The sequence below is a fragment of the Phenylobacterium sp. VNQ135 genome (genome assembly GCF_049445735.1).
GTDB lineage: Bacteria > Pseudomonadota > Alphaproteobacteria > Caulobacterales > Caulobacteraceae > Phenylobacterium.
This window is the reverse complement of the sequence record NZ_JBMSDS010000003.1, coordinates 39660-64283: the sequence shown is the minus strand read 5'-3', so window position 1 is coordinate 64283 and position 24624 is coordinate 39660. Positions and strand designations below refer to the sequence as shown.

Annotated in this window: 32 protein-coding genes; 8 read left to right on the top strand and 24 right to left on the bottom strand. The window is 69.2% G+C overall.

Annotation, left to right across the window (positions count from 1 at the left end; translation table 11 throughout):
- The first annotated feature begins 81 nt into the window (after positions 1 to 81).
- From ACO2Q0_RS11480 to ACO2Q0_RS11450, 7 genes are all read left to right on the top strand, one after another.
- Positions 82 to 621, top strand: coding sequence for a DUF4402 domain-containing protein (locus ACO2Q0_RS11480; protein WP_423351660.1), 540 nt, complete (start codon positions 82 to 84; stop codon positions 619 to 621).
- Positions 622 to 686: 65 nt separating this feature from the next.
- A complete protein-coding gene (locus ACO2Q0_RS11475) occupies positions 687 to 1289 on the top strand; it encodes a JAB domain-containing protein (RefSeq protein WP_423352261.1) in 603 nt (200 codons plus the stop codon).
- A gap of 125 nt (positions 1290 to 1414) precedes the next feature.
- Complete coding sequence (locus ACO2Q0_RS11470) at positions 1415 to 2656, top strand: tyrosine-type recombinase/integrase (protein WP_423351659.1); 1242 nt, start codon at positions 1415 to 1417, stop codon at positions 2654 to 2656.
- 66 nt (positions 2657 to 2722) lie between these two features.
- The gene (locus ACO2Q0_RS11465; protein ID WP_423351658.1) at positions 2723 to 3121 is read left to right on the top strand and encodes a type II toxin-antitoxin system RelE/ParE family toxin; all 399 of its coding nucleotides are present in this window, start codon (positions 2723 to 2725) and stop codon (positions 3119 to 3121) included.
- Positions 3096 to 3422, top strand: a complete 327-nt coding sequence (locus ACO2Q0_RS11460; RefSeq protein ID WP_423351657.1) for a helix-turn-helix domain-containing protein — start codon at positions 3096 to 3098, stop codon at positions 3420 to 3422. Before ACO2Q0_RS11465 ends, ACO2Q0_RS11460 begins: the two co-directional genes overlap by 26 nt.
- A gap of 109 nt (positions 3423 to 3531) precedes the next feature.
- Positions 3532 to 4212 (top strand): ParA family partition ATPase, encoded by a 681-nt coding sequence (gene parA / locus ACO2Q0_RS11455; protein WP_423351656.1) that lies wholly within the window; start codon positions 3532 to 3534, stop codon positions 4210 to 4212.
- A complete protein-coding gene (locus ACO2Q0_RS11450; protein WP_423351655.1) occupies positions 4209 to 4457 on the top strand; it encodes a ribbon-helix-helix domain-containing protein in 249 nt (82 codons plus the stop codon). The genes parA and ACO2Q0_RS11450 overlap by 4 nt, the downstream gene beginning before the upstream one ends.
- A 527-nt stretch (positions 4458 to 4984) precedes the next feature.
- Here the strand turns inward: ACO2Q0_RS11450 and ACO2Q0_RS11445 are convergent.
- From ACO2Q0_RS11445 to ACO2Q0_RS11330, 24 genes are all read right to left on the bottom strand, one after another.
- The gene (locus ACO2Q0_RS11445; RefSeq protein WP_423351654.1) at positions 4985 to 5203 is read right to left on the bottom strand and encodes a DUF2274 domain-containing protein; all 219 of its coding nucleotides are present in this window, start codon (positions 5201 to 5203) and stop codon (positions 4985 to 4987) included.
- A 10-nt stretch (positions 5204 to 5213) separates the two neighbouring features.
- Positions 5214 to 6356 (bottom strand): TrbI/VirB10 family protein, encoded by a 1143-nt coding sequence (locus ACO2Q0_RS11440; protein ID WP_423351653.1) that lies wholly within the window; start codon positions 6354 to 6356, stop codon positions 5214 to 5216.
- A gap of 2 nt (positions 6357 to 6358) precedes the next feature.
- Positions 6359 to 7132, bottom strand: a complete 774-nt coding sequence (gene trbG, locus ACO2Q0_RS11435) for a P-type conjugative transfer protein TrbG (RefSeq protein WP_423351652.1) — start codon at positions 7130 to 7132, stop codon at positions 6359 to 6361.
- Positions 7133 to 7359: 227 nt separating this feature from the next.
- The gene (trbF, locus tag ACO2Q0_RS11430; RefSeq protein ID WP_423351651.1) at positions 7360 to 8046 is read right to left on the bottom strand and encodes a conjugal transfer protein TrbF; all 687 of its coding nucleotides are present in this window, start codon (positions 8044 to 8046) and stop codon (positions 7360 to 7362) included.
- Positions 8043 to 9248, bottom strand: a complete 1206-nt coding sequence (gene trbL, locus ACO2Q0_RS11425; RefSeq protein ID WP_423351650.1) for a P-type conjugative transfer protein TrbL — start codon at positions 9246 to 9248, stop codon at positions 8043 to 8045. Before trbL ends, trbF begins: the two co-directional genes overlap by 4 nt.
- The gene (gene trbK-alt / locus ACO2Q0_RS11420) at positions 9245 to 9469 is read right to left on the bottom strand and encodes a putative entry exclusion protein TrbK-alt (protein WP_423351649.1); all 225 of its coding nucleotides are present in this window, start codon (positions 9467 to 9469) and stop codon (positions 9245 to 9247) included. Before trbK-alt ends, trbL begins: the two co-directional genes overlap by 4 nt.
- Positions 9466 to 10194, bottom strand: coding sequence for a P-type conjugative transfer protein TrbJ (trbJ, locus tag ACO2Q0_RS11415; protein ID WP_423351648.1), 729 nt, complete (start codon positions 10192 to 10194; stop codon positions 9466 to 9468). The genes trbK-alt and trbJ overlap by 4 nt, the downstream gene beginning before the upstream one ends.
- Positions 10191 to 12638 (bottom strand): conjugal transfer protein TrbE, encoded by a 2448-nt coding sequence (trbE, locus tag ACO2Q0_RS11410; RefSeq protein WP_423351647.1) that lies wholly within the window; start codon positions 12636 to 12638, stop codon positions 10191 to 10193. Before trbE ends, trbJ begins: the two co-directional genes overlap by 4 nt.
- 1 nt (position 12639) lies before the next feature.
- Positions 12640 to 12909: a VirB3 family type IV secretion system protein gene (locus ACO2Q0_RS11405; protein ID WP_423351646.1), complete on the bottom strand. Its 270-nt coding sequence runs from the start codon at positions 12907 to 12909 to the stop codon at positions 12640 to 12642.
- Positions 12909 to 13229, bottom strand: coding sequence for a TrbC/VirB2 family protein (locus ACO2Q0_RS11400; protein WP_423351645.1), 321 nt, complete (start codon positions 13227 to 13229; stop codon positions 12909 to 12911). Before ACO2Q0_RS11400 ends, ACO2Q0_RS11405 begins: the two co-directional genes overlap by 1 nt.
- Entirely contained in the window at positions 13226 to 14161 is a 936-nt protein-coding gene (gene trbB, locus ACO2Q0_RS11395) for a P-type conjugative transfer ATPase TrbB (RefSeq protein ID WP_423352260.1), read from the bottom strand. Before trbB ends, ACO2Q0_RS11400 begins: the two co-directional genes overlap by 4 nt.
- 195 nt (positions 14162 to 14356) lie before the next feature.
- The gene (locus tag ACO2Q0_RS11390; RefSeq protein WP_423351644.1) at positions 14357 to 14782 is read right to left on the bottom strand and encodes a CopG family transcriptional regulator; all 426 of its coding nucleotides are present in this window, start codon (positions 14780 to 14782) and stop codon (positions 14357 to 14359) included.
- Positions 14783 to 14784: 2 nt separating this feature from the next.
- Positions 14785 to 16749 carry a conjugal transfer protein TraG gene (locus ACO2Q0_RS11385; RefSeq protein WP_423351643.1) on the bottom strand — a complete coding sequence of 655 codons (1965 nt, stop codon included), beginning with the start codon at positions 16747 to 16749 and terminating at the stop codon, positions 14785 to 14787.
- A gap of 13 nt (positions 16750 to 16762) precedes the next feature.
- Complete coding sequence (locus ACO2Q0_RS11380; RefSeq protein WP_423351642.1) at positions 16763 to 18268, bottom strand: relaxase/mobilization nuclease domain-containing protein; 1506 nt, start codon at positions 18266 to 18268, stop codon at positions 16763 to 16765.
- 442 nt (positions 18269 to 18710) lie between these two features.
- The gene (locus ACO2Q0_RS11375) at positions 18711 to 19400 is read right to left on the bottom strand and encodes a lytic transglycosylase domain-containing protein (RefSeq protein ID WP_423351641.1); all 690 of its coding nucleotides are present in this window, start codon (positions 19398 to 19400) and stop codon (positions 18711 to 18713) included.
- Positions 19401 to 19530: 130 nt separating this feature from the next.
- Positions 19531 to 20022, bottom strand: coding sequence for a S26 family signal peptidase (locus ACO2Q0_RS11370; RefSeq protein WP_423352259.1), 492 nt, complete (start codon positions 20020 to 20022; stop codon positions 19531 to 19533).
- 29 nt (positions 20023 to 20051) lie between these two features.
- Complete coding sequence (locus ACO2Q0_RS11365) at positions 20052 to 20558, bottom strand: DUF2840 domain-containing protein (RefSeq protein WP_423351640.1); 507 nt, start codon at positions 20556 to 20558, stop codon at positions 20052 to 20054.
- A 12-nt stretch (positions 20559 to 20570) separates the two neighbouring features.
- On the bottom strand, positions 20571 to 20843 hold the full coding sequence (locus ACO2Q0_RS11360) for a helix-turn-helix transcriptional regulator (RefSeq protein WP_423351639.1): 273 nt from the start codon (positions 20841 to 20843) through the stop codon (positions 20571 to 20573).
- Between the two features lie 121 nt (positions 20844 to 20964).
- Positions 20965 to 21468 (bottom strand): DUF2285 domain-containing protein, encoded by a 504-nt coding sequence (locus tag ACO2Q0_RS11355; RefSeq protein ID WP_423352258.1) that lies wholly within the window; start codon positions 21466 to 21468, stop codon positions 20965 to 20967.
- Between the two features lie 22 nt (positions 21469 to 21490).
- Positions 21491 to 21739: a transcriptional regulator domain-containing protein gene (locus ACO2Q0_RS11350; RefSeq protein ID WP_423351638.1), complete on the bottom strand. Its 249-nt coding sequence runs from the start codon at positions 21737 to 21739 to the stop codon at positions 21491 to 21493.
- Between the two features lie 97 nt (positions 21740 to 21836).
- On the bottom strand, positions 21837 to 22100 hold the full coding sequence (locus ACO2Q0_RS11345; RefSeq protein WP_423351637.1) for a DNA -binding domain-containing protein: 264 nt from the start codon (positions 22098 to 22100) through the stop codon (positions 21837 to 21839).
- Between the two features lie 54 nt (positions 22101 to 22154).
- The gene (locus ACO2Q0_RS11340; RefSeq protein ID WP_423351636.1) at positions 22155 to 22334 is read right to left on the bottom strand and encodes a helix-turn-helix domain-containing protein; all 180 of its coding nucleotides are present in this window, start codon (positions 22332 to 22334) and stop codon (positions 22155 to 22157) included.
- 142 nt (positions 22335 to 22476) lie between these two features.
- A complete protein-coding gene (locus ACO2Q0_RS11335) occupies positions 22477 to 23385 on the bottom strand; it encodes an ArdC family protein (RefSeq protein ID WP_423351635.1) in 909 nt (302 codons plus the stop codon).
- Between the two features lie 66 nt (positions 23386 to 23451).
- The gene (locus tag ACO2Q0_RS11330) at positions 23452 to 23763 is read right to left on the bottom strand and encodes a DUF736 domain-containing protein (protein WP_423351634.1); all 312 of its coding nucleotides are present in this window, start codon (positions 23761 to 23763) and stop codon (positions 23452 to 23454) included.
- A 382-nt stretch (positions 23764 to 24145) separates the two neighbouring features.
- Here ACO2Q0_RS11330 and ACO2Q0_RS11325 point away from each other — a divergent pair, with 382 nt between their 5' ends.
- Entirely contained in the window at positions 24146 to 24562 is a 417-nt protein-coding gene (locus tag ACO2Q0_RS11325; RefSeq protein ID WP_423351633.1) for a hypothetical protein, read from the top strand.
- The last annotated feature ends 62 nt before the right edge of the window (positions 24563 to 24624 follow it).

The window sequence follows — 24624 nt, the reverse complement described above, 5'->3', positions numbered from 1 at the left end:
TTGCCCGTATTTCTACGGGTAAGCTATGGCGCGCCGTGACCTGGTTCATTCCGGGACGCCCGCCGGAGATCGGAGCGGCTGATGTCGAAGTTCAACCGCGCCTTGCTGGCGCTGACCGTTACGGGCCTGGCCGCCGCGGCGGCGCCGGCGTTCGCGCAGACCAGCGCCAATACCTCCGTGACCGGCACCATGACGGTCTATCAGCCGATCACCATCAGCAAGGCGTCGGACCTCTCCTTCGGCACCGTGATGCGTCCGGCCTCGGGCAACGGCACCATCTACATCAACAAAACCACCGGCGCGCGCACGGCCGACGGCGCCGCCAGCCTGGTCGCCAACGGCCCCAACGCCGCCCCGTCGCGCGCGGCCTTCACCGTGAGCGGCGAGACCGGGCTCAACATCAGCATCACCGTCCCGCAGAGCTTCGACATGCTGCGCAGCGGCGGCGGCGGCACCGTGCAGGTGATGCTCGACTCCACCGCCTCGGGGGGCCAGCTCACCGGCAACACCAACGGCTCGGGCACCTTCGGCTTCGGCGTCGGGGGCCAGGTGCTGCTGTCGAACGGCACGCCGACCGGCGCCTACAGCGGCACCTTCACCGTCAGCGTCGCCTACAACTAGGCTTGCCAAACCAGAACGCATAGGGAACATTGTTCCCCATGCGCAGCCTGCCCGGCCTGGAAGACATGTCCGCCGCGCCCGACCTCCTGGCAGCGCAGGCTCCTCATTTCGCAGGGCATCGCGAACGACTCCGTACACGCGCGGCGGCCGGCGGCCTTTCCGCCCTCCCCGACTACGAGCTGCTCGAACTCTTCCTCTTCCGCTCGATCCCGAAGAAGGACGTCAAGCCGCTGGCCAAGCAGCTCCTCGGCCGCTTCGGCTCGCTGGGCGGCGTCCTCGGGGCCACGGCGGAGGAGTTGCGGACGGTGAAGGGCGTCGGCGAAAGCGTCGCCCTCGACCTCAAGCTGCTGCACGAGGCGACGCTCCGCACCGCCCGGGAGCAGGTCGCGCGGCGGCCGGTGATCTCGTCCTGGAGCGCGCTGCTCGCTTATGTGAAGACCGCCCTCGCCCACGAAAGCCGCGAGCAGTTCCGGGTGCTGTTCCTCGACAAGAAGAACCAGCTCATCGCCGACGAGGTCATGAACCGCGGCACCGTCGACCACGCGCCGGTCTATCCGCGCGAGGTGGCCCGCCGCGCCCTGGAGCTTTCGGCCAGCGCGCTGATCCTGGTCCACAACCACCCCACTCAGCCCTTTTTGATCACGTTGGATCACGGCCAATACCACTGAATCAGCGGGTTTTTTCCCGTTCTTGACTGGGGACGGTTTCGGCCGAATATGGGGGTCACTTCGACCTAACCGACCCCAGTTACAGCCCCCAAACCGACCCCAGTAGGTCGGGCCGGAGAGCCCCCGTGCCGAGCCTCACCGACAGCGCCATCAAGCACGCGATCAAGCGCGTGGAACGATCCCGCAAGCAGGAGACTCTGTCCGATGGGGAAGGCCGAGGGACCGGGCGCCTGACGCTGATCCTCAAGCCCATGCCGACCCGGGTGACGGCCGAGTGGATGGCCCAGCAGTGGCGGGACGGCCGGCGGACGAAGTCGAAAGTCGGCGCCTACCCGGTGATGTCGCTCGCTGAAGCCCGCGAAGTCTTCAAGCGAGACTTCGCCGACGTCATTCAGAAGGGCAGCAGCATCAAGGTCGCCGGCGATACGCGCCCCGGCACCGTCGCAGACCTCTTCGAAGCCTACGTCGCGAACCTGAAGGCCGCAGGGAAGTCATCCTGGCGAGACGCCGAGAAGAGCCTCGAGAACGTCGCCGATGTCCTCGGCCGCAACCGGCTCGCTCGCGACATCAGCCCCGAAGATGTCCTCGGCGTCCTGCGGCCGATCTACGAGCGCGGCAAACGCTCCATGGCGGATCACGTGCGGAGCTATATCCGCTCCGCCTACTCCTGGGGCCTCAAGGCCGAGCACGACTACCGCAGCGCGGCTCCGCGGCGCTTCAAGCTGGTGAGCAACCCGGCTGGGGCGATCCCGACTGAGCCCAAGACGGTCGGAACCCGTTGGCTGAACGAGGACGAGTTTGTCCGCCTCTATCGCTGGCTGGAGACGCCAGACTCGCCGGTGCATCCGCCCTATACCCGGGCCGTTCGCATCCTCATGCTCACCGGCCAGCGGGTCGAGGAGATCGCGCGCCTTCACGTCGATCAGTGGGACGCCAAGGAAAAGATCATCGACTGGTCGAAGACCAAGAACGGCAAGCCGCACACGATCCCGGCGCCGGCCTTGGCCGCAGAGCTCATTGAGTCGATCAAGCCGAACGAACACGGGTGGTTCTTCCCGTCGGCCATGGACCCGTCAAAGCCCGTGAGCGCCGGCACGCTCTACAGCTTCATGTGGCGGCAGCGGGACCGCGGCGTGATCCCCGTCGTCACCAATCGCGACCTGCGGCGAACCTGGAAAACCCTGGCCGGCAAGGCTGGGGTGCCGAAGGAGATCCGCGATCGGCTTCAGAACCACACGCTCCAGGACGTCAGCTCCAAGAGCTACGACCGCTGGAACTACATGCCCGAGAAGCGAGCGGGCATGAAGAAGTGGGACGCCTGGGTGACGCGCCTGCTCACCCGCAAAGCGCTCAAGCCCGCGGCCTGAGGCGTCACCTAAATCGATTGAAAATGTAGCTCTGAGGACTACATTGATGTTGGCTCCGGTGCACGCGTGAGCGTCTATGCGACCAAGGAGTTCGCGCGCTTCGCTCGCAAGGCAGGGCTCGCGAGCCCGAAGCTCGTAGAGGCCTCGGCGGACGTCGTGGCCGGACGCTTCGACGCCGATCTTGGCGGCGGGGTGTTCAAGCAGCGCGTCGCCCGTGAGGGCGGCGGCAAGTCTGGCGGCTTCCGCACGATCATCGTGTTCAAGGTCGGCGGGCACAGCTTCTTCGTTCACGGGTTCGCCAAGAGCGACAAGGCGAACGTGAGCGCGAAGGAGCTGAAGGCGTTGAAAGCCTTGGCGGGCGTGCTCACCGGGCTTTCCGCCGAGGGCCTGAGGACGGCCACTTCGGCCGGCGAACTGGTGGAGTTGGAGAGCGAGCCTCATGGCGGCGGCGAAGCGGAAGGCTGAATCGGGGATCCTGGCATCCGTCCACAAGACGGTGGCCGGGCTGCACGACACCGGCCTCGTCGACAAGTCGACCATGCATCAGTTCGACGAACTGTGTCTGACGCCGGTCGCCCCAATGGCGCCCGAGGAGATCCGCGCGCTGCGGGAACGTGAGCAGGTCTCTCAGCCGGTGTTCGCCCGCTACCTCAATGTCCGCAAGGATGCGGTGAGCAAATGGGAGCGCGGTGAGAAACGGCCTGACGGGCCGTCGCTTAAACTTCTCAGCCTTGTGAAGGCGAAGGGGCTCAAGGCAATCGCCTAGCAGCTCCGACCCATTCACCGCCGATCCTGCGATCTTCCACGATCACCTCGGCCGCGTGCTGGTGTCCACGCGCCCACCTGTTCACATGGCTTCATGTGAGGAGGTGCAGATGCGCACGATAGCCGTGATCAGTCAGAAGGGCGGGGCCGGAAAGACGACGCTGGCGGTGCATCTGGCGACAGAGGCTCAGGCCTCCGGACGGGTCGCCCTACTCATGGATACTGACCCTCAGGCGACAGCCAGCCGCTGGGCCCACTGGCGGGGCGAGCGAGAGCCAGACGTGGTAGATTGCGGCGCACCTGCCCTCCTCGCCACCAAGCTCAAGCGAGCCGAAGAACTCGGGGCAGAGATCGTCGTGATCGACACGCCGCCGCATGCCGATCTCATGGCGCGGCAGGCGGCAAAACTCGCGGACCTTGTGCTGATCCCCTGCCGCCCGAAGGCGTTCGATCTGGCGGCGATAGAGGCGACGGCCGAGCTGGTTCAGAGCCGCCGCACGCGGGCATTTGTCGTCTTCACGGCCGGGCCTCCCCGTGCGCCCCAAATCTACCGAGAGGCGGCGGAGCTCATCACCGGCGAGGCTAGCGGCGGGCTTGGCCTGGCGCTCGCACCTGTGTCGCTTCCGGAGCGAGCCGCCTACCACCACAGCACCGCGGCCGGTCTGGTGGCCTCCGAGCACGAGCCGGGCGGCAAGGCCGCGAATGAGGTGTCGGCGCTGTGGGCGTGGACGTGTGAACAGCTGGACAGGTCCACACGTGAGCTCGACGGACCTCGGGCGATCAGCGCATGAGCCGCTTTGCATCCATCAGGTCCGAGCGCACGGCGAAGCCCCCTCCAGAGGAGCCAGCTGAATATCGCCCCCGCTCGCCTGGCCGGTCCGGCAAGAAGGCCGTCAGCGGCTATTTCAGCCCCGACGTGAGCCGCGGCCTGCACCTGCTGGCGCTCGAGCAGGGAACCAGCCTGCAGGCGCTGATGGGGGAAGCTTTCGACGACCTTATGCGCAAATACGGGAAGCATCCATTCGGCGAGCGCTAGGCGTCCGCCTGTGAACATGCGGACAGGTCCTCACGTGCACTAGCGTCCCGCTCCGCCCTCTGCGACGCCGGCGCGGCGCATCAGCTCGCCAACCGATCTGCCCCCCAAGGTGCAGGCGGCGACGATCCGATCGTAAGATCGATGTTGCGCCAGGCAGACCACCCGCCGGTTCAACGCGATTCGAGAGAGCGTCTGCTTTGCCGCTGCTCCCCCCGGGCGGTGCAATTCCGGCGCATAAAAGTCAGCCAGCCGAACTTCGATCCAGGTCGCCGGGTCCGACCCTGGGCTAACACAGAGGCTGTCTCCGTCGCCGACGTACCGCACGACGCCGGCGAAGGTGGCCCCTTGTTTGGGCAAGGCGGCTTCGCAGGGATCTGCCAGGGCTGGTCCAGCCAGGTAGAGCGCAGCGGCCAGCGCGCCAGGGCCGAGTAGAGATCGCGCGAACCGCTTCAATGGAGCATCGAGCCGCTCTCCTTCGCCGCCAACTTCGCCCGGCGGCGAGGCGTCGGCAAGACGACCCTTGTTGCTCAGGAACTCGACCGCTTGGCGCGGGTGAACGCACGATCCGTGCTCATGAACCTGGCCAGCATAGGGACGATCAGCCTCGCAGGCTCCATGGCGCGGCCGCCCTGGGCGGCCAGCGCCTCCCCGTAGGCGACCAGGTCGCGATGGACGGCCCCAGGAAGTTCGACTGTCACCTTCACCGGGGTGTCATCCTGCAGCTCAGCAAGCTTCAGCTTCGCCATTGCGCACCTCTCAGCCTGTGTAGGGTTCAAGAACGAGATCGCGGGTGACCATCACCCGGACCGGGGCGCCCGGCCGGATCGTCAGAGTCGGCGGGATGCTGAGGCTGCGCCCCACCGCCTGCTGACCGGCCTGGTTGAACGTGCCGGTCGCGCCTTGGCGCAACGCGCGGGCGATCGCGGCCTCGTCGTCGCCCGCTCCCAGCTCGGCCCCAACGCCGAGGATCATGGAGAGCGCAGCGGCGCCGAACAGGGCGCCCCAATGGCGGTCCACCCGATCCTGCAGGCCGGCGTACCCCTGCGCGTCGCCGGCGGGGAGCTTCTCGAGGACGAGAGACCGGCCGTTCGGCAGGATCAGGCGCGTCCAGGCGAGTAGCACCCGGTTCTGGCCGAACGCCACTTGCGTATCGTAGGCGCCGATCAGCTTCGAACCTTGCGGGATCAGCAGGAAGCGGCCGCTCACGCTGTCATAGACGTTCTCGGTCACCTGCCCGACGATCTGCCCCGGCAGATCCGCGCGGATGCCGGTGAGGAGTGCGGCCGGGATCATGGCGCCCGCCTGGATCACGAACGGGGACGGAGGTGAGGCGAGCCGGTCCGGGCTCGTCGTTCGGCGGTCCACCGGGCCGTCTAGGATCGTGCGCCGCGCCGGCCCGGCGGCCGCCTCAGCGAGATCGAGAAGACCGCTATCCCCGTTCGACACCGCCGGGGCCGTCGGCTGGGCGTCGCTGGCGAAGAGCCGGCTGGTGCGAGCGGCGTCACGCTCCTGCAGGGCCCGCTGACGAGCCCCGTCAGCCTGGGACGGCGATGGCGTAGCGGAAGCGGCCACGGGCGGCGGCGCAACATCGGCCGCCAAGAGCGGGCCGCCGAGGTCGCCCGGCATCGGCGGGCCCAAACGCGGCGCGGCGCCGTAGTCGCGCGGAAGCGCGTTCAGGCGCTCCGGCGGAGCGCCGCCAACACGGTAGACCTCCTCCGGCACCCCGCCGGCGGGGTTGGTGGTCATGGCGTAGGCGACGGCTCCGGCGATCGCGACCGACGAAGTGGCGCACAGGCCGATGAGCATCTTCCTAGACAGCCGGGCGACGCGGGGCTTCCCGGAGCGGAGCCTCAGCTCCTGGGCGATCTCCCGCTCGCCCACGTGCGAGGACGTGGACATGTTCACCCTCGCACCTTCTCAATGCGGACCCGCTTGTGGCCGCGGCGATCGCCGAAGCGCAGTTCGGCCCGATCGAAGATCCGGTCCACCACCATGCGCTGGCCCACGACGCGGTAGTTCACCAGGTCCGCAGACCGCCCATCGGATCGGCCGACGAAGAGCGGCGGGAGCTCGCTTTGGCTCACCGCGCTGTCGAACTCGATGATGGTCTGGCGGCCGTCATCGAACACCCGACGGGGACGCCAAGGCACGCGATCACCTGACACGCGATAGCCGAAGTTCAGGTTCTCGACCGCGACGGCGGGAACGGCGTGGCGCTCGAGGTTCTCGGCCGCAGCGGCCCTCAGCTCATCCTGCGGGTAGCGCCAAGCCACGGACGCCATGTAGGTGGCCGGCGTGGCGCGCAGCTCCAGGTGATAGGTCCGTCGGTTCGTGTTGATGACGAGGTTGGTCTGCAGGTCCGCCCGCGTCGGCTTGACCAGAATGTGCACGCGGCGTGAGGCGCCCGCGCCGCTCTCGGTATCGCCGATTATCCACCGCACGGTGTCGCCCGCGGCCACGGGACCGGTGCCGGACAGGGTCTCTCCCTCCTGCAGAGCGATATCGGTGATCCGGCCTGGCGACGCGTAGACCTGGAACAGGGCGCCTTCCTCGAAGGCGTAGACCTGCGTCGCGTTCGCGTAGGCGGAGCCTGACGGCTGAACCCGCGCCGCTGCATTGGCGCGCGCGACGCGGGACGCGGCGTCTGCGGACTCAACGGCTGGCGGTCGCCTCATCGCCCCCTGCTGGGCGGCCGCAGACCGGCGGGTTGGCTCAGGCGGGTTGGGAACAGGCTCGGAAGCGACGACCAGGATTGGGCGAGGCGCCGGCGCAGTCACTGGCGGAGGCGCGATCATCTGTGGGCGCGCGACCAGTGCGGGCGTGGCGGATTTTGGCGCAAGGGCGGCGCAGCCCGATAGAGCCGATGCCGCCGCCACGCCGATCAGGAGGTTGGAACGCGGCATCATCCCAGCTCCCGCGACCAATTGAGCGCGTGGACGAAGACGCCCAGTGGATTCTTGCGAAGCTGGTCGGCGGTTCGCGGCGGCTGCACAACCACCGTCAGGATCGCAGTCCAGCGTTCCGTGGACATTAGTGCGCCGTCGACATATCGCCGCTCGACCCACGCCACGCGAAAGCTATCGGGCGATGCGCGGATGACGCTCGAGACGTCGACGGCCACCTGGTCTTTTCCGACCGTGGCGAAGGGGTCGTTCGCTCGAGCGTAGTCGTTGAGGGCCAGCGCGCCGCGATCGGTGGTGTAGTCGTAGGCCCTGAGCCAGTTCTGGCGCACCACGATCGGGTCCGACGGGATGGAGCGGACCTCCTCGATGAAGCGGGCCAGGTGCCAGGCGATCTGCGGATCGGTGGGCTTGTAGCCCGCGACAGCTGGAGCCACGGCCTGGGTCTGCCCGAGCCGATCGACCTCGACGACCCAGGGCGTCACCGAGCTGTGCGAGCCCTGCCACAGAAGCCCACCTGCCAGTCCCGCCGACAACACGAGGCTGCCGAAAGCCATCAGCCGCCAGTTGCGGGCCTGCACGCGCGCCGAGCCGATGCGGTCGTCCCAGGCCTGAGCGGCCCGTTGATAGGGAGTGTCGAGGGTAGGGGTCGCACCGTAGCGCACCCCAGGCCGGGTGAAGACGTTCATGACCGATCCTCTGCGAGCGAGACGGAGGTTCCGCCGCCCGGGTGGTCACCCGAGCGCAGGGCGTGGGCGGCGGTGGCGGCGCCGTGGGCGGCCTCCTGGCGGCGCTGGTACTGGCGCGCCCAGGCCGGCGCGCCGTCAGCCGGAGAGCCGCCAGCCGGAGAGCCGCCCGACGACGAACCGCCAGAGGGGGAGCCCGAGGGACCACCAGAACCGGGGGGCTTAGGCGGCGAGAAACCGCCGTCGCCCGAACCGGTCGGGCCTGGACGGACCGAGCGCATCGCGGTGACCGCGCCGCGCACGCCCCCTACCCCCGCTGCCACGGCCGCACGCGCGCCCATGGCGCCGGCCGCACCAAGCCCGCCGGCAGCCAGCGCCGTGCCGACCGCGGCGCCGGCGCCGAGCTGCGGTGCGCCAGAGACCAGCCCATTGGCGATGGCGGGCCCGAAGATGCCGAGGCCGAGCAGGCAAAGCGAGGCGAGCGCGAGCGACAGGACCTCCTCAAGGGTCGGCTCTTGACCGCCGAAGTCCTGGATGAACTCGCCGAACAGAGTCGAGCCGATCCCGACGACCACGGCCAGGACGAGCACCTTCACGCCGGAGGCGACCACGTTGCCGAGCACCCGCTCCGCCAGGAACGCCGTCTTGCCGAAGAGACCGAACGGCACGAGCACGAAGCCCGCGAGCGTGGTGAGCTTGAACTCGATGAGGGTGACGAACAGCTGGACGGCCAGCACGAAAAACGCGACCAGCACGATCAGCCACGCGACCATCAGCACGGCAATCTGCGGGAAGTTGTCGAAGAACTGAGGGAAGCCGCACATCTGCATCGCCGACTCGAGGATCGGCTTGCCCGCGTCGATACCGGACTGGGCGAGCTTTCCGGGGCGCAGGAAATCTGAAGCCGACATCCCCGAGCCCGCGGCCTTGAGGCCCAGCCCAGAGAAGGACTGGAAGATCACTCGGGCGAGGCTGTTGAAGTTCGACAGCAGGAAGGCGAAGAAGCCGACGTAGAGGGTCTTCTTGATCAGCCGCGCGAGGATGTCGTCGCCGGCCGACCACGACCAGAACAGCGCCGCCAAGGTGACGTCGGTCACCACCAAGGTGCTCGCCAGGAACGCCACCTCGCCACCGAGCAGACCGAAGCCGGAGTCGATGTAGCGGGTGAAAACGTCCAGGAAGCGGTCGGCGACGCCCGTGTTCATGAGCCCGGTCCCTTAGTCTTGCCGAGGAACCGATCCTGACGCTCTTGCTGGGCCGCCTTGCAGGCGGCGTCGTCATAGGCCTTCAGACCGAGGTCTCGACAGCGATCACGTTCACTCGCCAGCTGCTGTCCGCTCATCTGCTTGGCGTCGGCGGCGGCTTGGCGCTCGCCGCAGCCGGACAAAGCGAGGACAGCGGCGGCGGCGAAGAACAGGCGGGTCATCGGAACATCTCCACGGGTTGCGCCTGGTAACCTTGGCGCCGATCCATGAAGCGGCGGAACTGCTCTTGTGCTTGCGCCCGGCTGGCTGCGCGTTCGGCCTGCTCCAGGGCCGCGGCGCGGCCCTGCGCGGCTGTCATCGCGGTCAGGTCGGAGAGCTGCTGGCTTTGGAGAGCGAGCAGCTGGTTGCCCGCTTGGGTGGCTTGAACGATGCCCACGGAGCCCTGGCTCGCGCCGACAAGGGCGCTGAGTTCGGCACGGGTGCTCGGCAGGCCGCTAACGATGCCCGCCTGCACCTGCAGGGCGTGCTGGAACGCCTCCGCGGAATTGCGCCAGCGGGCGTTCGCCGACGCGATAAGCGCGGCGTCCGACGCGCCAGACGAGACGGCGTAGTTCTGGCCGAACTCGCGTTGGATCGCCTGGACGTCGTAGGCCACGCGCTGGGCCTGCTGCATCAAGGATCCAATGCGGCCGAGATTGCCCTGCAACGTCTGAAGAGACGAGTACGGGAGCTGCTGCAGGTTGCGGGCCTGGTTTGTCAGGCTCAACGCCTGGTTCTGCAGGCTGCGGACCTGGTTGTTGATCTGCTCAAGCGCTCGCGCCGCCTGCATGACGTTCGAAGCGTAGTTGGTCGGATCGAACACCTTGAGCTGGGCGCCCGCGGGCGTCGCGAGGGCCAGCACCGCCGCGCCCGAAAGCGCAGCCAGGCGGAGCGAATGACGGATCATCGGGTGGTCTCCAGGTGGGGCGCGGGGCGCTGCAGTCGGATCAGGTCAGCCGCCCAGCCGAGGCCGCGATGGTCCAGCCAGGCCGCGGCGAAGCCCTGCGGCCCGTGCCGTTCGACAAGATCGGCGATGACGAGCTGGTCGGTCTTGGCTGAGGCGGCGCAAAGGGCGAGCGCCACCGGCCCCAGGCCAAGCTCGAAGAGCCGGTGGCCCTGCCGCGACTGGCAGTAATAGTCGCGCTTGGGCGTGGCCCGGCTGAGGATCTCGATCTGGCGCGCGTTGAGGCCGAACCGCTCATAGGCCGCGGCGATCTGCGGCTCCTGGGCGCGATCGTTCGGCAGGAACAGGCGGGTCGGGCAGCTCTCGATGATGGAGGCGGCGATGGCGCTCGTTTCGATGTCCGCCAAAGACTGGGTGGCGAACACCACCGAGGCGTTCTTTTTGCGGAGCGTCTTCAGCCATTCGCGCAGCTGCGCGCCGAAGGTGGCGTCGTCGAGCGCCAGCCAGCCCTCGTCCACGATCACCAGCGTGGGACGGCCGTCGAGCCGCGACTGCATCCGGTGGAAGAGGTAGGCGAGCACTGCCGGCGCCGCAGCCGAGCCGATAAGGCCCTCGGTCTCGAAGGCCTGCACCTCCGCGGTCCCAAGTCGCTCGTGCTCGGCGTCCAGCAGCCGCCCCCAGGGACCGGCCACCGTGTAGGGCTGCAGCGCCTGCTTGAGGCTGTTCGACTGCAGCAGCACCGAGAGGCCTGTCATGGTCCGCTCCGACGGAGGCGCCGAAGCCAAGGACCCGAGGGCCGTCCAGAGGTGCTCCTTGTCCTCCGGCGTCACCTCGACCCGCTCCCGGCCGAGCACCCCGGCCAGCCATTCGGCCGCCCAAGCCCGTTCGGCAGGGTCCTCGAGCCGCGCCAAGGGCTGCAGGGAGATCGGCGCCTCGACGGTCTCCGAAAGCGCGCCGCCGAGGTCGTGGAAGTCGCCGCCCATGGCGAGCGCTGCGGCGCGAATGGAGCCGCCATAGTCGAAGGCGAACACCTGCGCCCGAGGATAGCGCCGGAATTGCAGGGCCATGAGCGCGAGCAGCACGCTCTTGCCCGCTCCGGTCGGCCCGACGACCATGGCGTGGCCAACATCGCCGAGGTGGGTCGAGAACCGGAAGGGCGTCGATCCTTCGGTCATGCCGTAGAAGAGTGGCGGCCCGCCGAGATGCGTGTTCGAGGGCGGCCCGGACCAGACCGCCGAAAGCGGGATCATGTGGGCGAGGTTCAGGGTGGAGATGGGCGGCTGGCGGACGTTGGCGTAAGCGTGGCCGGGCAAGCTGCCGAGCCAGGCCTCCACAGCGTTCATCGTCTCGACCATGCAGGTGAAGTCGCGGCTCTGAATGGTCTTCTCGACCAAGCGCAGTTTCGCGTCCGCGCGCGCGGGGTCGTCGTCCCAAACACAGACCGTGGCGGTGACGAAGGCGTGGCCGACCACGTCGGCGCCAAGGTCCTGCAGCGCCTCGTCAGCGTCGAGCGCCTTGTTCTGCGCGTCCGTATCGACCAGCGCCGCCGCCTCGTTGGTCAGCACCTCCTTGAGGATGGCCATGATCGACTTGCGCTTGGCGAACCACTGCCGCCGGATGCGCGCCAGCAGCTTGGCCGCGTCCACCTTGTCGAGGCAGATGGCGCGGGTGGTCCATCGATAGGGAAATGCGAGCCGGTTGAGCTCGTCCAGCAGACCCGGCCAGGTCGCGGCCGGGAAGCCGCTGATGGTGAGGACCCGCAGGTGCGCCTCGCCGAGCCGAGGCTCGAGGCCGCCGGTCAGCGGCTGGTCGGCCAGCAGGACATCTAGGTGCACGGGCGTATCGGGCACGCCGACGCGGTGACGATGCGTCGAGACCGTCGAATGCAGGTAGGTCAGGGTTTCACTGTCGCCGAGCCAGGCGGTTTCGGGGACGAATCCCTCCAGCAAGGCCAGCACCCGGTCGGTGCGATCGACAAAGCCCGCCAGCGCCTCGCGCCAATCGACGCCGCGCCGCTCCCGGCCCTCATAGAGCCAGCTTTCGGCGCGAGCGCCCTGCTCCGCCGGCGGCAGGTAGACGAAGGTCAGGAAGTAGGCGCTGTCGAAGTGGGCGCCCTTCTCCTCGAACTGCGCGCGGCGCTCCTCGTCGACCAGCGCCGAGACCGGGTCGGGGAAGTCGCTGAGGGGATAGCTCTCAGCGGCGTTGCGCTGCGCTTCGACGAAGACCGCCCATCCCGATCCCAGGCGCCGAAGCGCGTTGTTGAGCCGGCCGGCCGCCGACACGAGCTCCGCGGCGGTGGCGGAGTCGAGATCAGGTCCTCGGAAGCGGGCGGTCCGCTGGAAGGCGCCGTCCTTGTTCAGGACCACACCAGGTCCGACCAGCGCCGCCCACGGCAGGTAATCAGGGAGCTGGGCGGCGCGGCGACGATATTCGCGAAGGTCGAACATCTCAGACCTCCAGGTACGGCGGAATGCGCACATGCCGGCGCGCGACTTCGACGAAGTGCGGGTCCCGCTTGGCGGCCCAAACCGCGAAGGCGTGCCCGATCAGCCAGAGGGCGAGGCCCGCGATCCAGAGCCGTAAGCCAAGCCCTAGGGCGGCGGCCAGGGTGCCGTTGACGATGGCGAAGGTGCGGGGCGCGCCGGCCAGCAGCACCGGCTCGGTCAGCGCCCGATGCACCGGCGCTTCGAACCCTGGAATGGGAGCGGCGGGGTCCATCAGATGAGCGCCCCGCCGCCGAACGAGAAGAACGACAGGAAGAAGCTGGAAGCGGCGAAGGCAATCGACAGACCGAAGACGATCTGGATCAGCCGACGGAAGCCGCCCGAGGTATCGCCGAAGGCCAGGGTGAGGCCCGTCGTGATGATGATGATCACCGCGATGATCTTGGCGACCGGACCCTCGATTGATTGCAGGATCTTCTCGAGCGGCGCTTCCCACGGCATCGAGGAGCCTGCGGCGTAGGCCGGCCCGGCGAGCAGCCAGACGGTGGCGACGGCGCTCGCAGTGGCGAGCCGCCCATGGATGCGGCCGATCATGAAGTCTCTCCTGGAGAAGCCGCGGTCACAGGCGTGATGCGGTAGTCGCCGTCGGGGCTCAGACCCGCGACGGCGCAAAGCTCGGTCAGCCGGCGCTCGTCCCCTCGCCCGCTCAGCACGGCGATCAAGTCGACGGTCTCAGCGATCAGGGCGCGAGGAACCACCGGCACCGCCTCCTGGATCAGCTGTTCCAGGCGGCGCAGGGCGCCCTGGGCAGACCCGGCGTGGATCGTGCCAACACCGCCGGGATGGCCCGTGCCCCAGGCCTTGAGCAGATCGAGCGCCTCGGCGCCGCGGACTTCGCCAATCGGGATCCGGTCGGGCCGAAGCCGCAGAGACGAGCGGACCAGCTCGGCGAGAGAAGCGACTCCGTCCTTGGTGCGCAGCGCGACCAGGTTCGGGGCTGCACACTGCAGCTCGCGGGTGTCTTCGATGAGCACCACCCGGTCGCCGGACTTGGCGACTTCCGCCAGCAGGGCGTTGGCCAGGGTGGTCTTCCCCGTCGACGTGCCGCCCGCCACGAGGATATTCCGGCGCTCGGCCACGCCGCGCCGCAGCATCTCTGCCGCGCCAACCGGCATGATCCCCGCCGCCACGTAATCGTCCAAGGAGAAGACGGCGACGGCGGGTTTGCGGATGGCGAAGGTCGGCGCCGCCACGACTGGGGGAAGGAGGCCTTCGAAGCGCTCTCCCGTCTCCGGCAGCTCGGCCGAGACCCGCGGGCTCGACGCGTGGACTTCGGCGCCCACATGGTGCGCCACCAGGCGAACGATCCGCTCCCCGTCATCCGCGGACATCCGGCAGGTGGTGTCCTCCAGGCCCGGGCCCAGGCGGTCGACCCAGAGCCGGCCATCGGGGTTGAGCATCACCTCGACGATGGACGCGTCGTCCAGCCAACCGCCGATCTGCGGCCCGAGCGCCGTGCGGAGCATGCGCGCGCTGCGGACAAAGACCTCGTTGCGGAACGGCGCGACGGACACTGGCGGCTCCCGTTTGCAGCCCTTGGGCGTGCGAAAACGGGTCATCAATGAGCGCCCGAATGGCGCCGGATCAACAGTCGGTCCGTCGTAGTAGTGCTCTGGCGTGCGATGACTTGCGTTCCGGCGAGTCCATGCAAGCCCGACCGGCTACTCCGCTGGCCGGCCTGGATGTTCGACCTCGACCGACACCTCGCGCGTGAAGCTGGCGCCGCGCGCCAGCCGCCGCCCCAGCGCCGCAACGAAGCCCTCGAACCGCTCCTTGCCCTTGGCTTGGGCGGCCGCCTGAGCGGCTTCGGGAAGCGCGGGCGTACTGGTCAGCCAGAACCGGACGAACAGCGCCATCATCTCGATGGAGATGCCGAGATTTCGCTCCAGTCGTTCGGCCGCACGGTTCTGCTGGTCCAGGCGTCGGGTGATCGCCGCCTCCTGCCGCTCGGCGGCGTCGGGCGAGACAAAGGAGGCGATCGCCGCCTCTGCGACCAGCGATTTCGACTTTCCGCGCCGCTCAGCGAACGCCTCCAGCGCCTTCAGCGTGTCCGGCTCCAGGTAAACCGACAGACGGGCTTTTTGCATGCTCACAGCTCCAAGCCGTCATCAGGATCGAGCGAGGCTTGACGGGCGACGCGTCGGAACCGCCGCTGCATCGCCGCCTGCTCGGCCGCCTCGCCATCGTCCTGGCCATCGTCCTCGTCGAAGAAGGCGAACTCCCGCGTCGGCGGCGGCACATGACCGTCCTCGAAGAGCGGCTCGGGCTCGCGACGCAGTCCCCCCTCCCCCACGTCCTGCCCCTTCGGCATCGACCTAGAGGGCGGGGCGGCGATCGGCTGCAGCCCCGACCAATCATCCGGCGGCACGGCCACGGCCGACGATCCCTGGGCCTGACCGACTCGAGCCTTCAGCTGGCGGTCCTCGAAGTAGCGGATCTTGTGCGCCCGCACCGGCGGCGCGCCGGAGACTAGGACCAGCTCGTCGTCAGGCGGCAACTGCATCACCTCGCCGGGCGTGAGCAGCGGCCGCGCGGTTTCCTGGCGCGACACCATGAGATGGCCGAGCCAGGGCGAAAGGCGATGCCCGGCATAGTTCTTCATCGCCCGAAGCTCCGTCGCGGTCCCCAAGGCGTCGGACACGCGCTTGGCCGTCCGGTCGTCATTGGTCGCGAAGCAGACCCGCACATGGCAGTTGTCGAGGATCGCGTTGTTGGGACCGTAGGCCTTCTCGATTTGGTTCAGCGACTGGGCGATAAGGAAGGCCTTCAGGCCATAGCCGGCCATGAAGGCGAGGGCGCTCTCGAAGAAGTCCAGTCGCCCCAGGGCCGGGAACTCGTCGAGCATCAGCAGCACCCGGTGGCGGCTCGACCGCGCCCCGAGATCCTCGGTCAGCCGCCGCCCGATTTGGTTGAGGATCAGCCGGACCAGCGGCTTGGTCCGGCTTATGTCGGACGGCGGCACGACCAGGTACAGGCTTGACGGGCGCTCGGCCTCGACCAGATCGGCGATGCGCCAGTCACAGCGGCGGGTCACCTTGGCCACCACCGGATCGCGGTAAAGGCCGAGGAAGGACATGGCGGTCGAGAGCACGCCCGAGCGCTCGTTCTCGCTCTTGTTGAGGAGTTCGCGCGCCGCGGAGGCCACGACCGGGTGCGGCCGGTCGCCCAAGTGGGGCGTCGTCATCATCGCCCGGAGCGTCGTCTCGATCGGACGGCGCGGGTCGCACAGGAACTCCGCGACCCCGGCGAGGGTCTTGTCCGCCCCGGCGTAGAGCACGTGCAGGATGGCGCCGACCAACAGGCTGTGGCTGGTCTTCTCCCAGTGCGAGCGGCGCTCCAGCGCGCCTTCTGGATCGACTAGGATGTCGGCGATGTTCTGCACATCGCGGACCTCCGTCTCGCCACGCCGCACCTCCAGCAGCGGGTTATAGGCGGCGCTCTCCGGATTGGTCGGATCGAACAGCAGCACCCGGCCCACGGCGGCCCGACAGGCGGAGGTCAGCTGCCAATTCTCGCCCTTAATGTCGTGGACGATGGCCGATCCGGGCCAGGTCAACAGCGTCGGCACGACCAGGCCCACGCCCTTGCCGCTACGGGTCGGCGCAAAGCAGAGCACGTGCTCGGGACCGTCGTGGCGCAAGTAGGCGCCCTTCAGACGGCCGAGGATCACCCCGTCTTCGCCGAGCAGCCCGGCGGCTGCGACCTCTCGCGGCCTGGCCCAGCGCGCCGAGCCGTAGGTGGTCACCGAGCGCGACTCCCTCGCCCGCCAGATCGACATGCCCATCGCTACCGCGATGGCCAGCGCCCCGCCGGTGACGGCGATAGCGGCGCCTTCCAGAAAGACCCGCGGCGCGTAGGCGTCGAACGCGAACCACCACCAGAGAAAGGCTGGCGGCGGGTAGACCGGCCAGGGACCGACCACAAACCAGGGGGTCCCGAGCTGGGACTGGAACGCGAGCCGCCAGGCGGTCCACGCCGTCGCCGTCCATAGGGCGGCGAGCACGATGGCGAATACCGCCGCCAGCTGGCCCCACATCACCTTCGTGCCGTTCATGGCGGCCTCCTGATCAGCGGCCAAGGCCGCGCTTGGGACTGAAGCTCCAGGTCATTCCACCGCCCGGCGTGAGCACCCCGTCGACATGGCGGCCGAGATGCCGCTCAAGCTCCGGCCGCCAGGGCACGAGGGTGAAACCCAGACCGTTGTCGATCATCGCGAACCGACCGGACGCGAGGGTCACACGCTGGCGATAGGTCCCCGCGACGACGCCCTCTGGGCCGAGCCCCTGATGCTTGAGGCCAGTTTGATCGGCGAGCCGCGCCGCGGCGCCGGCGAGCTCACGCTGTCGCAGGGTCTCCAGCAGGTCGCGCGCGAAGAGCAGTCGCCGACCCTGGCGTTGGGCCAGCCCGGCCTCGACCAGGCGGTTACCGCGGGCGTTCAGCGCGGCGCGCACCTCGGAGGCGAACCCGCCCTCACCCAGATCCGCAGGCGCGCGCCCGACCAGCTGGCGGTCGAGCCAAGTGGCGCCGTCGGCCCGCACCTGATCCGCCAAGCCGAGGTCGGAGCGGACCTGCAGTACGAGGCGGCTGCGGCGGCCCTGCCATTCGAGCCGCCGGACTTCGACGATGCCGCCCATTGGCGCGTCGCTGGCGTCATCGAGGTCCGCGAACCGGACGTGATGGGTGCATCCGTCCAAGCCCTCCACGATCGCGTAGCCGCTGCCGCGAAGTTCGTCGTCGAGCCCGCGGCCGCACAGCCGACCCACCAGCGGGGCCTCGCCCCCGTCCAGCACGAAGCGCGCGGGGTCACTCTCGAGGCCGCGCTCGCTCAAGGCGCGGTGCAGGCGGGCGATGACGTCCTGGCGCTGGCCAAGCGCCCGCAGCGCGGCCTCGGCGTCCGGAGCGACGCGCCACCGGCCGGGCCGCACCTCGTCGGCGAGGCCGAGGCCCCGAAGCTTGCGCAGGCGCGCCAGCCGCGCCTGTTGCAGGTCGCCGGAGCCGCCGGCCGCGGGGCGCATATCAACGACGCCCTGCTCGTCCGCCAGCCGCGCCAAGCCGCGGTCGAGAGCGGTCCAGCGATCGGCCTCGATCTGCAGCGCCGTTTGCCGCTTCAATTCGCCGTCGGTGCGGGGCCCGAGCTCAAGGGTGACCAGCCGTCCGGCGCGGGCGCGAAGGCCCTCGCGGATGTAATCCGGCGCGATGACCAGGTCCTCACCCTCGTCGGTGCGTCCCCGCACGATGACGTGCAGATGCGGATGGGCGGTATTCCAGTGGTCCACCGCGACCCAATCGAGGCGCGTGCCGAGGTCCGCCTCGGCCTGCCCCATCAGGTCTCGGGTGAAGGCCTTCAGGTCGCTCAGCTGCTCAGCGTCATCGGGGGAGATGATGAAGCGGAAGTGGTGACGGTCGCCCTCGCACCGCCCAGCGAACCCGTTCGCGTCCGCCTCGTCCGTCGTCGCGTCGAACAGCCGGCCGCGATCACCGTCGCGCGTGACGCCTTCGCGCTGCAGATAGTCGAGGTGGGTGGCCAGCGGCGCCCGGCCCGCCCTCTGCCGTACGACGCGCGCCTTGACCACCGCGCCGCGTAGGCGGGCCCCGACGGACTGAGCGCAAAGGCTCGCGGCACGGCCACGACCGAAGGCGCCCGCGCGGCCCGATCCGCTACGGACAAGGCCGCCCGCCCGCTGAGCCGCCGCCAAGGCCTGACCGACAAAGGTGCGACGCCCTCCGGAGGGTCGCGACCGGATACGGCCTACGCGCAGCTCGAACTCGTCCTCGCTCACGACCGCCTCCGGCCGGGCGAGGTGCATCTTTGTCCACCAAACCAACGGCTTAGTCGAAATCGCAGCCTGCGCGGGCGCTGCACACCTCGCGACAGGCCGTTGAATTTTTTAAACTTTCCGCCCCCGACCGGACGCCGCACCTCGCGCCTTTTATCCTGCCATCGGTCCATCGTTTGGGAGGTCGCCGCCGAACCTGCGCGGATCTGCGAAGCCGCACGAGAGACGCCGGGTCCCATCACCGGTCCTCCAGCCGCGGCGTGAGCTCCGCGAACAGCGGCGCGTGGGCCGGGTCGCGTGCGATGGCTGGTCCGGCCGAGCGCGCATTCACCCCGCCGGCTGTGTCGTCCCGCATGACGGCGAACAGGGATGGCTGCGGCGTACTCGACGGCGATGCCCCTGTCGCCAACCCGCCCGCAGCCGGCCCTCCCAGCACAGATGGCGAGAGTTTGGCGACGTAGGCGCGCGTCTCTGATGGGAGCGGGCGGCCGTCGATCAGATGCTGCTGATAGCGGGCCGGTCCGGCGTTGTAGGCGGCCAGGAACCCGCCGGCGCCGAAGCGATCGTACATCTCCCGCAGGTACGCCGCGCCCGCCAAGATGTTGTCCCGCGGCTGGAAAGGGTCGGCACCCAGGCCGTAGCGGGAGCGCAGCTCCGCGTACGTCTGGGGCATCACCTGCATCAGCCCCATGGCGCCGGCCGGGCTCACCGCCCGCACCTGGAAGGCGCTCTCCACATGCATGACGGCCTGGATCCAGGACTCCGGCAGGCCGAACCGCTGCGCCGCCTCAGCGACGACGCCGCCGATCTCGGCCCGCACGCCCGCCGGCTGCGCCTCGACCTGAGACGCAACGCCGGCGGTGAGGCAGAAGACGCTGGTCCCTATCAGCCGCCAGCGTGCCGCTGTGCTCGCGGCCGTCCAGGGCAAGGCGCGTCCGCGCCGGCCTGACGGCCGCCCTGGACCGCCGCTGCGCGCGGCGGCTGTGCGGAAGCTGGTCGGGACGAAGGAGCGGCCGCTGTTTGTTCGATCGAACAAAGGAGCTGGGCTTGGCGTCGGCTTATCGGCCATGGCGAGGATCCTGGAGCAGCCACAGGGGTGCGGCCCGGCCGACCACCTGGCCGCGCGGCAGCGGGCCGAAGTAGCGGCTGTCGAGCGAGCCCGGGGCGGGGTTGAGGAGGAACACCTGGTCGGAGCCGAGTGCGAAGCAGCCGCGCCAGACGGGCAAGGGGCGTCCGAAACGGTCGCGTCGCTCAGCTATCGCGGCGGTCGCGCCATCGATGGTCACGTGGTCGCCGTCGCGACAGACGTGGCTGGGCGTCAGGGCGCCGACCCGCTTGATCAGCAAGGCGCCGGACGGCAGGTAGCCGCGCGCTGAAAGCCACGTCGCCAGCGCGGGAGGCGGCCGCACGGCGGTCCAATCCCCGACGCTCAGCCTGCGCGCCGGCTGCAGTCGGTAGAGCCCTTCTGGCGCACTGGCGGTCGCGTTCCAGACGAGTCCTAGCCGCGCCGGGAACGCAGCTGGGGCGAGTAGCGCCAGGATGCCCCCCATCCCGAAGACAGCTATGGTGGGGGGTCGCATCAGGCGCCCACTGCGTCGCGCAGGCGCCAGGCGCGATGGCGCGCGAGACTATAGGGCTCGGGCGCAGCGCCGGCGCTCAGCCGGTTGTGGACTTGCCGCCAGTGGTCGGGGGCGACGCAGGTCGGATCGATCCCCAGCTGCTCGACCGCATCGATGGCGGCGAGCGCCCGCTGGACGGTGGGCCAGCCCGACAGGCGCAGCAACGGCTCTCCGCCGGCCTCGACACCGGGGACCGTAGAGCAGCGCGCGCCGGGCGCTACGGCCTGCAGGATGTCGAGCCGTGAGGCGACGGTGCCACGGTCGTTCGCCTGCCACCGGACGAAGGCGAAGACATCGCCCGGGCGGAAGCCCACGAGGCGCCGGCGTCGGTCGAGCAGGCGCTCCTCGCGCACGGTCCCAAACCGGATCCAGCGCTCGATCCGCTTCTCGTACCAGACGAGCTCGACCCAAGTCGTAGGATCGGAGGGCGCGGCGCCCGCGTTCTCCGGCGGCGTCTTGGCCCGCATGGCGATCGCGCCTCAGCCGCCGACGAAGCTGCGGTCTTCGGTGATCCGGCGCGCCGGGTGGACGGTGTCGCGGCCTGGATCGGCGGTGGAAGACTTCACACCACGGGCGGCCCAGGACTGCAGGTCGGCGACCGCATAGACCACGCGCCCACCGATCTTCATGTAGGTGGGACCCGTGCCGTAGGTGCGGTGCTTCTCGAGCGTTCGGCCGGACAATCCAAGGAAGCGCGCGGCTTCAGGCGTGCGCAGCAGGCGCGGCGGCAGGGCGGTGTTGGGCTCGACCATGTTCGGCTCTCCAAGGCTTCTCCTGGATGCTGCGGCGGAGCGCAGCGAAGTCCCGGACAGCGTGTCGGAGTGCGAATCGGAGGGGGATGGCGAAGTTGGGGAGCGGCGATTCCGCCACCCCTTACTCGTCGGTCTTGTGGCGCAGCAGCCGCTTGTAGTCACCGCTCACGAGCGCCGCCCCGGAGCGCACTAGGCGAATGGTGGCGTCGCGCAACGAGGAGGTCCGCCAGCTCTCGGCGGCGACCCGTGGCGCGCCGAAGATCTCCTCGGCGATGGCGCGGTAGCTGCCGCCGGCCAGATGGCCGTCATAAGCGCGAAGGCTCTGCCCCATGCGCCCCCAACGCTGGTCGGAATGCCGTTCGGGCGCCGCGCGGACGCCAACCACCTCGCGCCAGAACTGCAGCGCGGCGGCTGCCCCACAGAGGGTGTCGCCGTCCAGCAGGACAACACAGGCGACGGTCTGACCGTAGGCGAGCGCGGCGGGCATCCAGATGTGATGGTCGGCGTCGACCCCGCGCAGCAGGGCGTGCACGCCGTCGTCGGCTTGGCGGGCGATGAATTGGCCGCGCCACCGTGATGGATCGAAGGTGATCGCCTGCTTGGCGCCTTTTGGCGCGGGTGCCAGGACGACGGTGCGGGGGTAGGCCTCAGGCCGCCAGAAGACCGGCTGTTCGGCCGCGGCGAGCGCCGGATCGGCAGCGAAAGGTCAGCCCCCAGCGGGCCAGGCGCGCGTCACCTGCGCGCGCCGTCCCCCCGGAGGCCACCTCGGATTGGATACGTTGGTAATCGGCCTGGTAGTCGCCGTTGCGGCGCAAGAATTCCCAGGCGAGCGCCGGCGCGGTAAGCTCGCGCAAACCGGCGTAGCGCTCTTCTGAACGCCAATCCTCGTCACTCAAGGCGCTCTCCCATGAACAGAGCGGGCGCCCCCACAGCGACGGCATTTATCCACAACTGTCGGCCAGCCGCAAACCCAAGTTGTTGCTTAACAACAGCTCAGCTTTGAGTTGAGGTAAGCAGGTCCTTGTAGCCGCCGTCGCGCAGCCAATGCGCTCGGGCCAGGTGCGTCTCGTGCATGGTGCGGGCGCGGTCCGGCTCACGCGTGGGATCGACCTTCAGCACGATCGCGGCTACCTCGCGCCAGTCGGCGCCGGCGGCTTCGGCATCGAGCAGGCGCAGGTAGACCGTCGCCTGTGCGCGATCATAGTCGGTGAGCGGCTCACCTTGCGGCGCCCGCTCGCGGAGCTCCGCCTGGGTCATGCGTTAACTTTACGCCCCAGGGGTCGCCTACGACACGTCTTAGGAGTTGAAGGCCTAGTCGCGGGCGAAGAATGCTTGCGGTTCGACCTCCAGCACCTCGGCCAGCTTCTCCAGCATGTCGACGGTGGCCGCGTGCTCTTCGCGTTCGAGCAGACCGACATAGTTGCGGTTGATGTCGGCACGATCCGCCAGCTCCTCCTGCGAAAGACCCTTGGCCTGACGCAGACGGCGCAAGTTCCTGGCAACGACTCCCCTCAACCGCATGAGGAGGAGACGGCCGCGCCGGCTGAGCTTCAGCCACCTAGTATACTGGGGAATCGTCGGCGAGTCGGACGGCGGAAAGATGGCCCCGGCCCACCGGGCCGGGGCCTGCCGCTCAAGCGGCGAGCTCTTTACTCTGGCGGCCGTGGAGGAAGTCGACCGCGCGCTGAGCGAAGGCGGCGGCGCTGAAGATGAAGCGCTTGTCGTTCTGAAGGACGCTCAGCCAGCTCTCGATATAGGCGGCGTGGTCTTCGCGCGGCTGCAGCTCGAGCCCGAGGTCGGCGCAGAGAAAGGCGGCGCCCAGTTCGGCGACGAGTTCCTCGCGGGCATAGCCTTCGTCGCCCCAGCGCTTGCGCCCGAAGTCGCGATCAAGACGGGTGGGATGGCGCGTCCAGTGCGTGCACTCGTGCGCCAGCGTCGCGTAGTAGGCCTCCGGGTCGAGGAAGCTCTCGAACGGCGGCAGCTGCACATAGTCCGGCCCCACCGCGTAGAACGCGTTGTTCCCGCCATGCCGGATGTCGGCCTGAAGCGCGCGGAAAAAGGCGTCGGCGTGCGCGATCCGCTGAGTGGGTTGCAAGGTCGGTTCGGCGACGGCGTAGAAATGTGGGGGCAGGCCGTCGATCTGCTCGACGTTGAAGACGCTGTAGGCCTTCAGGAAGGGGATCTCGCGCTCAACGTCGTGGCCGTTGTCGTCCGTCTCGGTGCGCTTGAAGCGGTTGGCGTAGACCACCGTCGCGCCGTGCTCGCCTTTGCGCACGTGCGCGCCAAGTTCGGCGGCCTGGCGAAAGGTCATCCAGATCGGGGCGCCGAAACCCTTGGCGACAGCTTCGGCCCAGAGCAGCACGACGTTGATGCCGCTATAGGGCTGGCCGCTGTGGCGCAGGGGCCGGGTGATGCGCCTGGCCAAGTGCTCAGCGGACCAGGGCTTGGTCCAGGGACGGACGCCGCGCTGCAGATCTTCGACAATCTGCTGGGTGACGCGGCTGTAAAGATCGGGGCGTGACTGTTCGGGCGCGCGCGACATGGCGGGCTCCTCAGAGATGGATTTTGGGAGAAGGACGCCGCCCCGGGTGACGGGGCGGCGCAGCGGTCAGTCGGCGGCGCGGCTGCGGGACCAGATCAGGCTGTAGCCGTCCTCGGCGTCGACCAGGGACGCGTAGATCGGGGCCGGGAAGCTGGGGTCGTCGAGCTTGACGGAGAGGTAGTCGCGGTTCTCGCGGGAGGTCTTCTTCCAGGCCGCGCCGAACTCGGTCTGGCCGGCGAAGATGCGGAAATCCGGCGCCTTGTCGTTGTCCTTGTCGGAGGCCCGGAACTGGGCGGTCTTGACGTTGAGGCTGAGGGTCTTGATCGCGCCGCTGTAGGAGCCGTCAGCCTGCTTGTGGAAGGTGCCGATGGTGGCCATGGGGAAGTCTCCTGTCGTCCTTCGGCCGCGCCCATCGCGGCCTCGATGGCGATCCGGAGCCGAGGGGCGGCCGCGGCCGCAGGCGTCAGCCCCGCAGCGCAGCGAAGGACGGCGGACGGCGACTTGTTTGGTGCGCGAGGAATGGCGGCGCAGCCGCCAGGGGAAAGAAGTCGCCATCCGGCGTTGCGGGCGCGGACGGGGCCGTTCGGCCCTGTCCCCTCGGCCGTGATCAGGCCATCGGAGGCCGCGTGGTCGCGGCGGCGGGGTCTGGAGACCGGCCAAGCCGCCATCGACACCCACGGCATCACGCTTCAGCGCGGGTGAGCTTCGGACTCCACAGCCGCCAGGAGTTCTGCTTATGTTCTCGCCGGAGGATAGAGCGATGAGCGACATCTACATCGGCGGCGTGCCGTTCCTGGCGCTGGGCCATCACGATGGCCGCTTCATCAGAACCGCCGGCCTGTTCGCCTTCGCGCGGCGGCAGCCGGGGTCCCGCTATCTGGTGCTGCACCTGGAGATCGCCGAAGGCATCAGCCGAAGCGCCGACGCCAGCCACCCGCGCTGGGGCTGGGCGCTGCGGCTCGGCATGGACACCCTGCTCGTCCACCTGTTCAGCCGGAAGGCCATCTTGCCCGCCGATGCGACGCCGGATTGGGAGACGGTCGATTGGCACCCGCAAGCGCAGGTCGCCTTGTTCCCCGAGCCGCCGGTCGAGGCCGACAGGTCTTTGCCGGCGCGCCCCGACTCTGGCGCGGCCCTTCAGGGCCACTCGGCAAGCCGGATCAGACAGCGCTCCTGAACGCTGCACGGAAAAAGGCGGCCGCACGCGAGCGCGCGACCGCCATCTTTTGCCTGAACCGC